Here is a 15,037-nt window from a genome sequence, read left to right as displayed (position 1 = left end):
AGGAATGATTGAAGTGTGTGCCGGGGCACCCCCGCTTGTCAACCACCCCCGGACCCGGCCCTCCCCCACCCCGGACGCCACTCCAGGCGCACCAACCCCGCGAACCCCCCGAAACCCGTCGCGGACTCTGCGTGACGGCGAGAAGGTCGGACCTTCTTTGTGCTCGGGCACAGAACGGGTTATTTTTCGCAGATCTCCCCTTGCGAGTGTTGACAAGGTCACACTCGCATCAACTAGAGTCCCTCCAATCCGTAATACGGAATTAGCTATCTGCACTACGAAAATTCTTGGCGGGGGCTGCGGCGGTACGCCGTCCCACGGACGGGGACCCGGGGTTCGCGCCAAGTCACGGGAGACCACATGAGCACCCCGGAGGAGCCGGAGAGCGGGCCCGACCCCGGCCTGGCCCGCCTGAACGCGCTGCCCGAACAGGAGCTGCGCGCCGCGCTCGCGCAGTGCCTGGACGTGGACCGCTGGGTCGCGGCCGTCGCGTCCGAGGCGCCCTTCTCCGACCGCGCGGCCCTGCTGGCCTCGGCCGACGGGCACGCGCGCGCCGTCACCGCCGACGAGGTCGCCTCCGCGCTGGCCCGCCACCCCCGCATCGGGGAGAAGGCCGAGGGCGCCGGCACCGAGGCCGCCTGGTCGCGCGGGGAGCAGTCCGCCTTCGCCTCCGACACCGACGACGCCTCCGTGCGCGTCCAGCGGATCTTCGCCCACGCCCAACGCGAGTACGAGGACAGATTCGGGCAGATCTACCTCGTCTGCGCGAGCGGGCGCTCCAGCCGCGAACTCCTCGCCGACCTGGTCGCGCGCCTGTCCAACGACCGCGCCACCGAACTGGCCGTGGTCGGCGGGGAGCTGCGGCGGATCGCCGGGCTCCGCCTCGTCAAACTCCTGGAGGACGCATGAGCCACGTCACCACCCACGTCCTGGACGCCGCCCTGGGCAGCCCCGCCCGCGGCGTGCCCGTGCGGCTGGAGGCCGCCGACGGCCCCGGCGCCTGGCGGACGGTCGCCGAGGGGCGCACCGACGACGACGGGCGCGTGCCCGACCTGGGCCCCGACCGGCTCCCCGCGGGCTTCCACCGGATCGTCTTCGACACCGCCGCCTACTTCGGGGCGACCGGCCAGCGCGGCTTCTACCCCGAGGTCGCCATCGTGTTCGACCTCGCCGACGAGGACGCCCACTACCACGTCCCGCTGCTGCTGAGCCCGTTCGCCTACTCGACCTACCGGGGCTCCTAGCCGGGCGGGCGCCACGCGCCCTCCCCCTGGACACCACCCACACAGACCACCGCGGCGGCACGGCCGACCGGGAAGGGAGCGGCGGGCAGGAGATCCTCGCCGGCCAGGGCACACCTGAATCTTCGAGTGCGCGACAGGTCCTTCCGCACGACCACAGCGGTCCTCCCTCGTAGCACCTGCGCCACGGCGCGAACGATGACGATTTCACGCATCACACGGATGGAGTTCACCCTGATGGGCATCCGACTCGGAGACAACCAGTACGGCAAGGCCGAGGTCCGCCTCGTCCACGTCGACCGCGACACCGACGTCCACCGGATCAAGGACGTCAACGTCACCTCCCAGCTGCGCGGAGAGCTGGAGACGGTGCACACCCTCGGCGACAACAGCACCTGCCTGCCGACCGACACCCAGAAGAACACCGTCTACGCCAAGGCCCGCGAGTGGGGCGGCGTCGGCGCCGTCGAGGACTTCGCCCTGCGCCTGGCCCGCCACTTCGTGGACGAGCACGAGTACGTGCACGGGGCCCGCCAGGAGGTGCAGGAGTACTCCTGGGAGCGGATCCAGACCTCCTCCGGCCCGCACGACCACGCGTTCTCGCGCAAGGGCGCCGAGACCCGCACCACCGTCGTCACCAAGACGGGCGACCGGGAGTGGGTGGTCTCCGGCTTCGAGGGCCTGTCCGTGCTCAAGTCCACCGGCTCGGAGTTCCACGGCTACCCCAAGACCAAGTACACGACGCTGCCCGAGACCACCGACCGGATCCTGGCCACCGACGTCACCGCCCGCTGGCGCTACGTGGGCGTGGAGCACGACTTCGACAGCGCCTACTCCTCGGTCCGCGCCCTGTGCTTGGACGCCTTCGCCCGGACCCACAGCCTGGCGCTGCAGCAGACCCTCTACGAGATGGGCAGGGCCGTCCTGGAGGCGCACCCGGAGATCGCCGAGATCCGCTTCTCCATGCCCAACAACCACCACTTCCTGGTGGACCTGTCCCCGTTCGGCCTGGACAACCCGAACGAGGTCTTCTTCGCCGCCGACCGCCCCTACGGCAAGATCGAGGCCACCGTGGAGCGCGACGACGCCCCCGAGCCCGGCGACGCCTGGAAGACCGTCCCCGGCTTCGTCTAGAAGCCGCCCTCCCCGGGACGCCGCCGCACGCCGCCCTCCCGTCCCCGGGCGGTCCGCGACCGTCCCGCGCGTCCGGGCGCGCCGAGGGGGACCCCGGCGTCCGGACGGCGTCCCCGACGGAGAAAGCCCTGCCCCCGCCCCGTGTCCGGGCGCTCCCCGGTGAGCGCTCCGGCAGGTGCCCCGCGGGCGGGACCGCCCTCTCCTCGCGGTCCCGTCCGCGGCCCCGGCTCCCCGCCGGGCACGCGCACCGACACCCCCGTGACCCGCGCGCACAGCCGTGCCACGGGCCCTGGCCCGCCGCGGCGGGCCCTCCCCCGGCCCCGGCGCCCCCTGACGGAGGTGTCGGACCGGTGCGACACCACCGGGCCCCGTGCCCGAGAGTTCGGCCCCCTCCGGGGTGGCCGCCGATCGCAAAGGCTGGAAACTGGCCATGTCGAACAGTCCGTCCGCGAAGGACTCGGCCACAACGAACGCCGCCTCCTCCCCCCGCCCCGAGGACGAGAAGCTGCCCGCGCGGCTGCTCCTGGTCTACGGGCTCCAGCACATCCTCACCATGTACGCCGGCGCGGTGGCGCCGGCCCTCGTCATCGGCGCCGCCGCCGGGCTCGCGAACGACCCTGCCGCCATGGGCATCCTCGTCAGCGGCGCGCTCCTCGTGGCGGGGTTCGCCACCCTCATGCAGACCGTGGGCCACCGGCGCGTCGGCGCGCAGATGCCGATCGTGGTGGCCTGCTCCTTCGTCCCCGTCAGCGCCATCACCTCCCTGGCCGCGGGGCAGGACGGCGAGAACCTGCCCGTGGCCTTCGGCGCCTCGCTCGCCGCCGGAGTCTTCGCCCTGGCGCTGACGCCGTTCTTCGGGCAGCTGATCCGCTTCTTCCCCCCGATCGTCACGGGCACCATCATCACCGTCATCGGCGTCAGCCTCATGCCGGTGGCGGCGCGGTGGATCATGGACGGCGGCGCCCGCACCCTGGAGGACGGCTCCGCGGTCCCGGCCGCGCCCCTGGCCAACCTCGGCCTGGCCGGGCTCACCCTCGGGGTGATCGTGCTCGGCTCCCGGGTCCTCCCCGGCATCTGGGGTCGGCTGTCCATCCTCCTGGGCCTGATCGCGGGCACCCTGGTCGCCGTCCCCCTGGGCATGACCGACTTCAGCCGGGTGGGCGAGGCCGACATCGTGTTCGACCCGACCTCGCTGTTCTACTTCGGCGCGCCCCGGTTCGAGGTCGCCGCGGTCGTCACCATGTGCGTCATCATGCTCGTGGTCCTGACCGAGGGGGCCTCGCACATCATCGCGGTCGGGGAGATCACCGGCTCGAAGGTGGACGCCAAGCGCATCTCGGCGGGCCTGCGCGCCGACGTGAGCGGGTCGATCATCGGGCCGATCTTCAGCGCCACCCCCACCAGCTCCTTCGCTCAGAACATCGGACTGCTGGCCCTGACCAAGGTGCGCAGCCGCTACGTGGTGGCCACCGGCGCGGGCATCCTCGTCGCACTGGGGATGTTCCCGGTGCTGGGCGGCGCCATGGCGGCCATCCCCACACCCGTGCTCGGCGGCGCGGGCCTGGTGCTGTTCGGCAGCGTGGCCGCCAGCGGCGTCAAGACCCTGGCCAAGGTGGACTTCACCAACAACCTCAACCTGGTGCTGGTGGCCGCCTCCGTGGGCGTGGCGGTCATCCCGCTGGCCTACCCGACCTTCTACGCGTTCCTGCCCGAGTCGGTGGAGCTGGTGGCGCACTCGGGCATCATCGGCGCGGCCGTCGTGGCGATCGTGCTCAACGTGTGCTTCAACGTGATCGGACGCGGGAGCTCCGCCGCCCCGGCCGAGATCGACGCCGAGGAGATCGGCAGCGCCGGCCCCGGGGAGGCCAAGTACACCGACCAGGCCCGGGAGGCCTACCGCGACGGGGGCGCCGGGCCCCTGGACAAGCCCCGGGCGTGACCGCCGACGGGCGGGGGCCGCGCCCCCGCCCCCGGAGCCGGTGTCCGCGGAACCCCCGCGGGCACCGGCGCTACCGTTCAGGGCGGCTGAATGGTATTCCTGACAGGGTGACCGACTGGGATCTTCGCAAACTCCGCGTCCTGCGCGCCCTGGAGGAGTTCGGGACCGTCCGGGCCACGGCGGAGGCCCTGTGCATGACCCCCTCCGCCGTGTCCCAGCAGCTGTCCTCCCTCTCCCAGCAGGTGGGGGTCGCCCTGCTGGAGGCGCACGGGCGGCGGGTCCGCCTCACCGACGCCGCGCACGCCCTGCTGCGCCACACCGACATCGTCCTGGCCCAGCTGGAGCGGGCCGAGGCCGAACTGGAGGGCTTCGCCCGGGGCGAGGCCGGGCACGTGCGGGTGGGCGCCTTCGCCACCGCCATCCCCAGTCTCGTGGTGCCCGCGCTGGGCGCCCTGCGGCGCGCCCACCCCGGCCTGACCACGCGGGTGCACCAGGCCGAGGCGGCCGAGGTCTACGACCTGTTGTCGGCGGGCGAGATCGACGTCGGCCTGTCCCTGGCCGCCCAGGCCCCCACCGGCCACGACGGCCGCTACGACCGGCGCGAGCTGCTCACCGACCCCCTGGACGCGGCCCTGCCCGCCCACCACCGCCTGGCCGACGCCCGCGCCCTGCGCCTGCGCGACCTGGCCGGGGAGCCGTGGATCTACGGGGCCTCGGGCCCCTGGCGCGACATCACCGTCGCCTCGTGCGCGCAGGCGGGGTTCGTCCCCGAACAGGCGCACGCGGCCTCCGACTGGAGGGCCATCCTGGACATGGTGGCGGCGGGCATGGGCGTCGCTCTGATCCCCCGGCTGGCCGCCGCGGACGACACCCCGGGGGTCAGCCTGCGGGTGCTGCGCTCCGACCAGCCCCGCCGCCACGTGGTCTCCGCCGTGCGCTCCGGGGCGGGCGGGCGCCCCCAGGTCGCGGTGGTGCTGCGCGCCCTGGCCGACACCGCCGCGGACCTGGGCGTCCCTTCTGTTCAGTGCAGCTGAACAGAATGATCAGAAAGTTTCGCTGGAAGTAATCGTTTTCTCTTGGGACTCTGGACATGTCCGACACGTCCACTTTTTTCGGGAGAAACATGAGCGGGGCCCAGCCCACCGATCCACGTGCCTACAACGCCCGGCCCTACGCGGGCGGCGACCCCTACGCCGACTACCGAGGCACCGACCTCGACTTCTCGGCCCTGGTCGACCTGGCCGACCGGCGCCTGGGCGCCGGGGTCGTGGCGGCCAACGACGAGTTCTTCGCCCAGCGCGAGAACCTGCTGCTGCCCGGACCGGCCGTGTTCGACCCGCACGCCTTCGGGCACAAGGGCAAGGTGATGGACGGCTGGGAGACCCGCAGGCGCCGCGGCGTGAGCGGCGACCAGCCCCACCCCGCCGCCGACGACCACGACTGGGCCCTGGTCCGCCTCGGCCTGCCCGGCCTGGTGCGCGGCGTGGTGGTGGACACCGCGCACTTCCGCGGCAACCACCCCCGCGAGGTCAGCGTCGAGGCCGTCCACCTGGAGGGCACCCCCACCACGGACGAGCTGCTCAAGGCGGAGTGGACCGAGATCGTCCCCCGCGCCTTCGTGTACGGGCACGCCGCCAACGCCTTCGAGGTGGAGGCCCGGCGCCGGTGGACCCACCTGCGCCTCAAGCAGTTCCCCGACGGCGGCGTGGCCCGCCTGCGCGTGTACGGCGAGCCCGTGCCCGACCCCGACTGGCTCACCGCCCTCGGCGGCTTCGACGTGGCCGCCCTGGTCAACGGCGGCATGGTCGAGGACGCCTCGGACCGCTTCTACTCCTCGCCGGACAACATCATCGCCCCCGGCCGCTCGCAGAAGATGGACGACGGCTGGGAGAACCGGCGCCGCCGCGACACCGAGCACGACTGGGTGCGCTTCCGCCTCACCGCCCAGGCCACCGTCCGCGCCCTGGAACTGGACACCGCCTACCTCAAGGGCAACTCGGCGGGCTGGGTCGCGGTCATGGGACGCGACGCGCACTCCGACGCCCCCGACGCGTGGTTCGAGATCGTCCCCCGCACCCGGCTGGAGCCCGACAGCGCCCACCGCTTCGTCCTGGACACCCCGGTCACCGCCACCCACGTGCGCACCGACGTGTACCCCGACGGCGGCATCGCGCGCCTCAACGTCTTCGGCTCCCTGACCGGGGCCGGGGCCGACCACCTCCGCGACCGCTGGAGCGAGCTGGGGGGCTGACCCCCGCGCGAACGATCGGGCCGCCGCCGGGATGTTCCCGGCGGCGGCCCGTCGCCGTTCCTACCCGCGGACGAGCATCCGCCCGGCCCTGTCCCCGGGCCCCACGTCCCGACCGCGCAGGACGGTGCGGCGCACCCGCCCGAGCAGTTCGGCCCCGTCGTAGGGGCTCACCGGGTTGCGGTGCTCCAGCGCGCGCACGTCCACCCGGAAGGCCTCCTCCGGGGCGACCACGGCGAAGTCGGCGTCGGCGCCCTCGGCGATGGCGCCCTTGCCGCGCAGTCCGGCCACCCGGGCGGGCCCGGACGACATCCACCGCACCACGTCCGCCAGGGATCCGCCGCGGCGGCGGGCCTCGGTCCACACCGCGGAGAAGCCCACCTGGAGGCCGGACACCCCGCCCCACGCGGTGCCGAAGTCGCCGGTGTCCAGGTCCTTGAGGTCGGGGGTGCTGGGCGAGTGGTCGCTGACCACGCAGTCGATCAGCCCGTCGGCCAGCGCCCGCCACAGCAGGTCGCGGTTGGCCGCGTCCCGGATGGGCGGGCAGCACTTGTACTGCGTGGCCCCCGCGGGCACGCCCTCGGCCTCCAGGGTGAGGTAGTGCGGGCAGGTCTCCACCGTCAGCGGCACGCCCTCGGCCCTGGCCCGGGCGATCAGCGGCAGGGCGGAGGCGCTGGACAGGTGCAGCACGTGCGCGTGGGTGCCGGTGGCCCTGGCCACGTCGATCACCCGGGCGATCGCCTCGTTCTCGGCGGTGTCGGGCCGCGAGGCCAGGAAGGAGGCGTAGTCGCGCCCGGCCGCGGGCGGCGCCCCGTCCAGGACGCCGGGGTCCTCGGCGTGCACGATGAGCCGTCCGCCGAACTCCCCGATCGCCTCCGCGGCCGAGTACAGCTCCTCCGGGGACAGGTGGCCGAACTCCTCCACCCCCGACGGGGACAGGAACGCCTTGAACCCGAACACCCCGCGCTCCCAGAGCGCGGCGAGCTCCTTGGTGGCGCCGGAGCGGCTGTTCTCGGGGACCGCCCCGCCCCAGAAGCCCACGTCCACGGCGAGCTTGCCCTCGGCGGCGGCCCGCTTGGCGTCGAGCCCGGCGACGGTGGTGGTCGGCGGCACGCTGTTGAGCGGCATGTCCACCAGGGTCGTGATCCCGCCCAGGGCGGCGGCCCGCGTGGCGGTGGCGAAACCCTCCCACTCGGTGCGCCCGGGCTCGTTGACGTGCACGTGGGTGTCGACCAGGCCCGGCAGCAGCACCTCGTCCCCGGCCAGGGTGATCTCGCGGCGGGCGATGAGCGGCGCGGACTCCCCCTCCAGGACGTTGACCACGCGCCCGTCGCGCACCCCGACGGTGACGGGCCGCTCCCCCTCGGGGGTGAGGGCGCGGCGGGCGCGGACGGCGAGATCGTGCTGGGTCATCGGTTTCACTGCTCCTGTCCCACCCGCCGGCTGGCCAGGCCGACGAGTGTGCGGGTGTCGGTTCCGGCGGCGTCGGCCACCTCGGCCTCGTCCAGCGCCCCGCAGCGTACCCCGCTCACCAGGGCGGCGGCCAACGCCTGGGCGGTGGCGGGCTCGTCCAGCACGCCCCCGGCGACGGCGCCGAGGTAGGCGCGCAGGCGCGCGGCAGCGGGCGCGAAGGCCTCGCGGTAGAAGACGTAGGTGGCCAGGTAGCGGGTGGGCAGCTGGTGCGGGTGCAGGTCCCAGCCCTGGTAGAAGCCGCGCTCCAGGGAGCGGCGGACCAGGGAGGCGTGCAGGCGCCAGGCGGCGTGCACCTCCTCGGCCGAGCCCACGGGCAGCACGTTGGTGGAGCCGTCGGAGAGCCACACCCCCGTTCCGGCGGCGGCCACCTGCATGACGGCCTTGGCGTGGTCGGCGACCGGGTGGGCCATGCTCTGGTAGGCGGCGGTGATCCCGCAGGCGGCGCTGTAGTCGTAGGTGCCGTAGTGCAGGGCGCTGACCCGCCCCTGTCCGGCGCCGATCATGCGGGCGACGGCCACCGTGCCGTCGGGGAGCAGGACCGACTGCGGGGTCTCGATCTGCAGCTCAAAGCGGAGCCGCCCCTCGGGCAGCTCCAGACGCCGCTCCAGCTCCTCGGTGAGCCAGACCATCGCCTCGACCTGCTCCACGGAGGTGATCTTGGGCAGGGTGAGCGCGAGCCCGTCCGGCAGGCCGCCCCGCTCCTCCAGGAGGGTGTGCAGGAACAGCGCGAGGCTGCGGGCCCCGCGGGCGCGTCCGGCGGCCTCCATGCCCTTCATCCGCACGCCGAGGACGGGCGGTGCCTGTCCGGCTTCCATGTCGGAGCACAGGGCGCGGGCGGCGGCGACGGTGTCGCCGTCCTCCTGCGCGTCGCCGCGGTCGCCGTAGCCGTCCTCCAGGTCCACGCGCAGGTCCTCGACCGGCTCGCGGACGAGCTTGTCGCGCAGGCGGGGCAGGACCCCGGCCACGGCGTCCTCGTCCACGCCGGTGGCGGCGGCCAGGGCCGCGGCGTCGGGCGCGTACTCGTCCAGACTGCGCAGGGCCGCCTCGCCCCACTCCCGGACCAGTCCGGCCCGGACGCGGTCCGCCGGAACGTAGACGGTGTGCACCGGCTGGCGTGCGCCGGAGGAGCCCGGGTAGTCGCGGACGAGCCGGGCGTCGGCGTCGGCCAGGCGGGCGTTCAGTCCCGCGGTGAGCACGTCCAGGCCGAGATCGGGTTCCCTGCGGCGGTTCTCGGACCGGTCCTGTTGCACGTGTATGTCCCCTCCCAGGCTAGTTTTTCCTATCGTGGATAGTAACTTTTGCTATCCGGAATAACAAGGGAGCCCGGCGTGCCCAAGATCCCTGGACGCAGGTTCCCGGAGCACCGGAACACCGCCGTCGCACGTGCTATAGAAGACAGTGAGCCGGAAACCGTCCTCCCCGCGCGGAGGCAGGACCCCGAACCCACGGCCCTCAGCATGGGAGCACGATCCTTGTCAGCCCCACAGACCTCTCTCCACCCTGACGAACAGGGCAAACGCGGACGCTCCGGCGGCGTGCAGTCCCTCGACCGCGCCTTCTCACTGCTGGAGATCATGGCCGAGGCGGGCGGCGAGACCTCGCTGAGCCAGCTGGCCGACTCCTCGGGGCTCCCCCTGCCGACCATCCACCGCATCATCCGCACCCTGGTCGGCAACGGTTACGTGCGCCAACTGCCCTCCCGCCGCTACGCGCTGGGGCCCCGGCTGATCGGCCTGGGCGACAAGGCCTCGCAGATGCTGGGCACCTGGGCCCGCCCGCACCTGGCGCAGCTGGTGGAGGACCTGGGCGAGACCGCCAACCTCGCCATGCTCGACGGCGACAAGGTCGTCTACGTCGCGCAGGTGCCCTCACAGCACTCCATGCGCATGTTCACCGAGGTGGGGCGCCGCGTGCTGCCGCACTCGGCGGGCGTGGGCAAGGCACTGCTGTCCCAGCTCGACGACGAGGAGGTGCTGGCCACGGTCCGCCGCACCGGCATGCCCGCCGCCACCGACCGCACCATCACCGACCCCGACGCCTTCCTCGCCGAGCTGCGCCGGGTCCGCTCACAGGGCTTCGCCGTGGACGACGGCGAGCAGGAGGTCGGCGTGCGCTGCGTGGCGGTCCCCGTCGCGGGCGCGCCCTCGGGGATGGCCGTGTCGGTGTCGGGCCCCGAGGCCCGGGTGAGCTGGGATTTCGTGGACCGCGCCGCCCCCATCGTGCGGCGCTGCGCCACCCTGCTGGCCACCGACCTCAACAACCAGACGTGACGGGCCGGGCCGGGATGATCCCGGCCCGGCCCGTTCTCGGCGCTCCCGTGCCCGCAGCCGACGGCGGTGCCCGAACCCCGCGGGACCGCCGCGGGCCGGAGCCCCGCACCCGACACCGGAAGCGCTTCCGGTCGGCGCCTCAGGTGGGCTGGTCGAAGCCCAGCTTGCGCAGCTGCTTGGGGTCGCGCTGCCAGTCCTTGGCCACCCGCACCCGCAGGTCCAGGAACACCCGTCGGCCCAACAGGGCCTCGATCTGCTTGCGGGCCCGCGAGCCCACGTCGCGCAGGCGCGAGCCCTTGGACCCGATCACGATCGCCTTCTGGCTGGAGCGCTCCACGTACAGCGACGCGTAGATGTCCACCAGCTCCTTGCCCGGACGGGTGTTCTCGCGCTCGTACATCTCGTCCACGACCACCGCGATGGAGTGCGGCAGCTCGTCGCGCACACCCTCCAGGGCCGCCTCGCGCACCAGCTCCGCCACCAGCATCTCGTCCGGCTCGTCGGTGAGGTCGCCGTCCGGGTACAGCGGCGGCCCCTCCGGCAGGTGCGAGCACAGCACGTCGGTGACGGTCTCCAGCTGGAAGCCCCCCTGGGCCGAGACCGGGACGATGTCGGCCCAGTCGCCCAGCTCGTTCACCGCCATCAGGTGACGGCCCACGGCGTCCCGGTCCACCAGGTCGGTCTTGGTGACCAGGGCGACCACGGGGGTGTTGGTCTGCTCCGCCAGCTCCTTGGCGATGTAGGTGTCGCCCCGCCCGATCGGCTCGTTGGCGGGCAGGCAGAACGCGATCACGTCCACCTCGACCAGGGTGGACCGCACCAGCGAGTCCAACCGCTCGCCCAGCAGGGTGCGCGGCTTGTGCAGGCCGGGCGTGTCCACGATGATCAGCTGCGCGTCGGGCCGGTGCACGATCCCGCGCACCGTGCGCCGCGTGGTCTGGGGCCGGTTGCTGGTGATCGCCACCTTCTGCCCGACCAGCGCGTTCATCAGGGTGGACTTGCCCACGTTGGGGCGGCCCACGAAGCACGCGAAACCGCTGCGGAAGCCCTCGGGGTGGGAGGGCATCTCCAGCGGTACGCGCAGCCTCTCCAGGTCGAGCTCGTTCATGGGTCCTTCTCAGCTCCGGGTGATGCTCGCGGGCACCCCGTCGGGGGCCGCGATCACCACCACCTGGGTCTTCAGGTCTTCCGCCACCGCGCGGTCGTCCTCGGTCAGCTCCGCGGCCTCGGTGACCACCACGGCGGCCTCCAGCGCGGTGGCCTCACCGGAGACCGCCGCGGCCACGGCCGCCTGGAGCGCGGACAGCCGGAGCGAGGGCAGCGACACCGTCGTGGCCACGTACGTGCGCCCGGTCTCGTCGCGCACCGCCGCGCCCTCCGCCGCCGCGTTGCGGGCCCGGGAGGCCCGCGCGAGCGTGATGAGCTTGCCGTCCTCGGGGCCGAGCCCCGTCGTCTCCGTCACTGCTCCGTGCTCCTCACGTCGTCGTTGTCCTCCTCCGACGCCCCTTCGGCGTCGGCGGGCAGGCGCTCCACCAGGACCGTGGTCATCCGGCTCCGGCGGCTGCTCTTGCCCTCGAGGGTCAGTCGCAGACCAGCGTATTCGGCCCGGTCCCCTCCACCGGGCACCCGGCCCAGGACGAACGCCACGAGTCCGCCGACGGTCTCCACGTCCGCCACGTCCAGGTCCCGGTCCGGGAACAGCTCGTCCAGCTCGCCCAGCGGCAGGCGGGCGGTCACCCGCACCCGGTCCGCGTCGAGCCAGGCCACCGGCGGGATCTCGTGGTCGTACTCGTCGGTGATCTCACCGACGATCTCCTCCACGATGTCCTCCAGGGTCACCAGGCCCGCCGTGCCGCCGTACTCGTCGATGGCCACCGCGACGTGGTTGCGCTGCTGCTGCATCTCGCGCAGCAGCTCGTCGATGGGCTTGGTGTCGGGGACGTAGTTCGCCTGGCGCATCACGTCGCCCGCCGTGAGCGGCACCTCGTCGTCGGTGCCCGCGGCCGCCGCCCAGCGGTCGCGCAGCTGGTACACCAGGTCCTTGAGGTAGACGATGCCGACCACGTCGTCCTCGTCCTCACCCGTCACCGGGATGCGCGAGTACCCGCTGGCCAGCGCCAGGGTCAGCACCGCGTCGGCGTCGGCCTCACGGCTGGTGAACACGATGTCGGGGCGGGGCACCATCACCTCGCGCACGGGCGTGTCGTCGAGCTTGAACACCGAGTGGATCATCTGGCTCTCCTCGGGGTCGATGACCTCCCCCCGCTCGGCCAGGTCCACGAGCTGGCGCAGCTCCACCTCGGTGCTGAAGGGGCCCTCGCGGTCGCCCTTGGCGCGCGGGGTGAGCGCGCGGCCCGCCCCCACGAACAGCTGGGCGATGGGGCCCACCACGAGCTGGACCGGGTAGACCACCGCGGCGCTGGCGCGTGCGAAGGCCCCGGAGAACTGGCGGCCGAGGATGCGCGGCGCGATCGCGATCAGCACCGACTCCACCACGACCATCGCCGCGGCGGTCAACCCGAGTGCGGGCCAGCCGAGTCCCAGCAGGAACACCATGCCCACGGCGGCGGCCAGTACCGCGCACACCTCGCACACCACGCGCAGGAACAGCAGCACGTTGAGGTGGCGGGTGGGGTCCGCCGACACCCGCTCCCAGCGGCGCCCGGCCTTGGCCACGCGCTCACCGGAACTCGCCTCGGGCAGGCCCACCGACATCACACGGGTGACGGCGACCTCCGCGGCCACCAGGAAGCCCGCGACGGCGGTCAGCACCAGGGCCACCGCGAACGCGCTGATCCACTCCACGGGCTCACCGGTGGTCAACGGGGCGATGTCAGGCCAGGCCGACGGAGTCATCGGGCGCTCTCATCCCCTTCGGCCGCGGCCGCCTCGCGCTCGCGCCAGGCCGCGAGGATCTCGCCCTGGAGCCCGAACATCTCCTTGTGCTCCTCGGGCTCGGCGTGGTCGTAGCCCAGCAGGTGCAGGATGCCGTGCGTGCACAGCAGGTCGATCTCCGCCTCGGTGCCGTGCCCGGCCTTCTCCCCCTGACGCTCGGCGACCTGCGGACAGATGATCACGTCCCCCAGGACGCCCGGCTCGCTCGTGCGGCCGGGGCCGCCGGGGCGCAGTTCGTCCATCGGGAAGGAGAGCACGTCGGTGGGGCCCGGCTCGTCCATCCACCGCACGTGCAGGTCGGCCATCGGCTCCTCGTCCACGAGCACGACGGACAGCTCGGCCAGCGGATGGACGCGCATGGCGTCGAGCACGTGACGGGCCAGACGGGAGAGCCTCTCCTCGTCCACGCTGGTGACGCCGGACTCGTTGGCGACGTCGATACTCATGGTTGCGGCTGCCTTACCTAGGGATCGCGGGGCCGGGCGGAGTGCCCGGCCGGTGGTGCGGCGCGCCGGTCCGGCGCGCCCTCGGCAACCGAACCGGTGGACCCGCCTGCGGCGGACCCACCGGTTCGAACGCCGTGGGGTCGTGTTCCTCGGGCCGTCTCGGAACCGAAGGCCCTCGGCGGAACACCCCTGTCTCAGTCTGCCCGTTCCCCGTCACCGGTGCTCCCCGGCTCCGCCGGGGTGTCGGGGGCGACGCGGCGCGCGGACCCGCGGCGGGGGCGGCCGCCTCCGGCGGATCCCCTGCCGTCCCGCGCGTCGCCCTGGGCGGCGTCGTAGCGCCCGTAGGCGTCCACGATCTTGCCGACCAGCTTGTGCCGGACGACGTCCTCACTGCTCAGGCGGCAGAAGGCGATGTCGTCGATGTCACTCAGGATGGACTCGATGGTGCGCAGACCGCTGGTCTGTCCACCGGGCAGGTCGACCTGGGTGACGTCACCGGTGACCACGATCTTGGAGCCGAACCCGAGCCTGGTGAGGAACATCTTCATCTGCTCGGGCGAGGTGTTCTGGGCCTCGTCCAGGATGATGAAGGAGTCGTTCAGGGTACGGCCGCGCATGTACGCCAGCGGTGCGACCTCGATGGTCCCCGCCGCCATGAGCTTGGGGATGGAGTCGGGGTCGAGCATGTCGTGCAGGGCGTCGTAGAGCGGGCGCAGGTAGGGGTCGATCTTGTCGTAGAGGGTGCCGGGCAGGAAGCCCAGCCGCTCACCGGCCTCCACCGCGGGGCGGGTGAGGATGATCCGGTTGACTTCCTTGTCCTGGAGCGCCTTGACCGCCTTGGCCATGGCCAGGTACGTCTTGCCGGTACCGGCGGGGCCGATGCCGAACACCACCGTGCGCTGGTCGATGGTGTCGACGTAGCGCTTCTGGTTGAGCGTCTTGGGGCGGATGGTCTTGCCGCGGTTGGACAGGATGTTGGTGGTCAGCACGTCCGCGGGGCGCTCGGCACCGGGCGAGCGCAGCATGTGGACCATGCGTTCGATGGTGTCGGGGGTGACGTGGGTGCCGCTCTTGGCGAGTTCGATCAGCTCCTCGACGAGGCGGACCACGACGGCGGTCTCCTCCGGGGAGCCGCTGATGGTGAACTCGTTGCCGCGCACGTGGATGTCGCTGTCGAAGGCCCGCTCCAACGCCCTGAGGAGTTCGTCCCTGGAGCCCAGCAGGCTGACCATCGTGTGCTCGTCGGGCACCACGACCTTGACCTGGGTGTCCCGTGGCGGGTGCGTGTGCGTTGTCTCGGACATGGTGAGGCCGTGCGGCCGCTGTCCCTACCCTTCGGTCGGGCGCCTGCCCGACCCCTGCGGGAGGCGCGCCTGGTGGACGGTCCCGGC

Annotated in this window: 14 protein-coding genes; 7 read left to right on the top strand and 7 right to left on the bottom strand. The window is 72.9% G+C overall.

Features of this window, described 5'->3' with window-relative positions; translation table 11 throughout:
* Positions 1-360: 360 nt before the first annotated feature.
* The 6 genes from uraD to alc all read left to right on the top strand — a co-directional run bounded on the left by uraD (position 361) and on the right by alc (position 6,565).
* The gene (uraD, locus tag EV372_RS17860) at positions 361-909 is read left to right on the top strand and encodes a 2-oxo-4-hydroxy-4-carboxy-5-ureidoimidazoline decarboxylase (RefSeq protein ID WP_130396901.1); all 549 of its coding nucleotides are present in this window, start codon (positions 361-363) and stop codon (positions 907-909) included.
* The gene (gene uraH, locus EV372_RS17855) at positions 906-1,244 is read left to right on the top strand and encodes a hydroxyisourate hydrolase (RefSeq protein ID WP_019606914.1); all 339 of its coding nucleotides are present in this window, start codon (positions 906-908) and stop codon (positions 1,242-1,244) included. The genes uraD and uraH overlap by 4 nt, the downstream gene beginning before the upstream one ends.
* Before the next feature lie 234 nt (positions 1,245-1,478).
* Positions 1,479-2,375 (top strand): factor-independent urate hydroxylase, encoded by an 897-nt coding sequence (gene pucL, locus EV372_RS17850; protein ID WP_130398976.1) that lies wholly within the window; start codon positions 1,479-1,481, stop codon positions 2,373-2,375.
* Between the two features lie 430 nt (positions 2,376-2,805).
* Complete coding sequence (locus tag EV372_RS17845; protein ID WP_130396900.1) at positions 2,806-4,314, top strand: nucleobase:cation symporter-2 family protein; 1,509 nt, start codon at positions 2,806-2,808, stop codon at positions 4,312-4,314.
* 107 nt (positions 4,315-4,421) lie between these two features.
* Positions 4,422-5,348, top strand: coding sequence for a LysR family transcriptional regulator (locus EV372_RS17840; protein WP_130396899.1), 927 nt, complete (start codon positions 4,422-4,424; stop codon positions 5,346-5,348).
* 89 nt (positions 5,349-5,437) lie between these two features.
* Positions 5,438-6,565 (top strand): allantoicase, encoded by a 1,128-nt coding sequence (alc, locus tag EV372_RS17835; protein WP_130396898.1) that lies wholly within the window; start codon positions 5,438-5,440, stop codon positions 6,563-6,565.
* A 60-nt stretch (positions 6,566-6,625) separates the two neighbouring features.
* Here alc and allB read toward each other — a convergent pair whose 3' ends face one another.
* Both allB and EV372_RS17825 read right to left on the bottom strand, forming a co-directional pair.
* Complete coding sequence (allB, locus tag EV372_RS17830) at positions 6,626-7,975, bottom strand: allantoinase AllB (RefSeq protein ID WP_130396897.1); 1,350 nt, start codon at positions 7,973-7,975, stop codon at positions 6,626-6,628.
* A gap of 5 nt (positions 7,976-7,980) precedes the next feature.
* Positions 7,981-9,285 carry a DUF6986 family protein gene (locus EV372_RS17825; protein ID WP_130396896.1) on the bottom strand — a complete coding sequence of 435 codons (1,305 nt, stop codon included), beginning with the start codon at positions 9,283-9,285 and terminating at the stop codon, positions 7,981-7,983.
* Between the two features lie 285 nt (positions 9,286-9,570).
* On the opposite strand from EV372_RS17825, the gene EV372_RS17820 reads away from it, so the two are divergent.
* Positions 9,571-10,305, top strand: coding sequence for an IclR family transcriptional regulator (locus EV372_RS17820; protein ID WP_130396895.1), 735 nt, complete (start codon positions 9,571-9,573; stop codon positions 10,303-10,305).
* A gap of 139 nt (positions 10,306-10,444) precedes the next feature.
* Here EV372_RS17820 and era read toward each other — a convergent pair whose 3' ends face one another.
* The 5 genes from era to EV372_RS17795 all read right to left on the bottom strand — a co-directional run bounded on the left by era (position 10,445) and on the right by EV372_RS17795 (position 14,950).
* Positions 10,445-11,413: a GTPase Era gene (gene era / locus EV372_RS17815; RefSeq protein WP_130396894.1), complete on the bottom strand. Its 969-nt coding sequence runs from the start codon at positions 11,411-11,413 to the stop codon at positions 10,445-10,447.
* A 9-nt stretch (positions 11,414-11,422) separates the two neighbouring features.
* Entirely contained in the window at positions 11,423-11,767 is a 345-nt protein-coding gene (locus EV372_RS17810) for a hypothetical protein (RefSeq protein WP_013151762.1), read from the bottom strand.
* Entirely contained in the window at positions 11,764-13,161 is a 1,398-nt protein-coding gene (locus tag EV372_RS17805) for a hemolysin family protein (protein WP_130396893.1), read from the bottom strand. The genes EV372_RS17810 and EV372_RS17805 overlap by 4 nt, the downstream gene beginning before the upstream one ends.
* Positions 13,158-13,646 carry an rRNA maturation RNase YbeY gene (gene ybeY / locus EV372_RS17800; protein WP_130396892.1) on the bottom strand — a complete coding sequence of 163 codons (489 nt, stop codon included), beginning with the start codon at positions 13,644-13,646 and terminating at the stop codon, positions 13,158-13,160. The genes EV372_RS17805 and ybeY overlap by 4 nt, the downstream gene beginning before the upstream one ends.
* Before the next feature lie 194 nt (positions 13,647-13,840).
* Positions 13,841-14,950, bottom strand: coding sequence for a PhoH family protein (locus EV372_RS17795; RefSeq protein ID WP_130396891.1), 1,110 nt, complete (start codon positions 14,948-14,950; stop codon positions 13,841-13,843).
* Positions 14,951-15,037 lie beyond the last annotated feature (87 nt).

The organism is Nocardiopsis sp. CNZ308 (genome assembly GCF_004217075.1).
The sequence above is the reverse complement of the archived record's forward strand: the minus strand, read 5'-3'. Positions and strand labels throughout refer to the sequence as shown.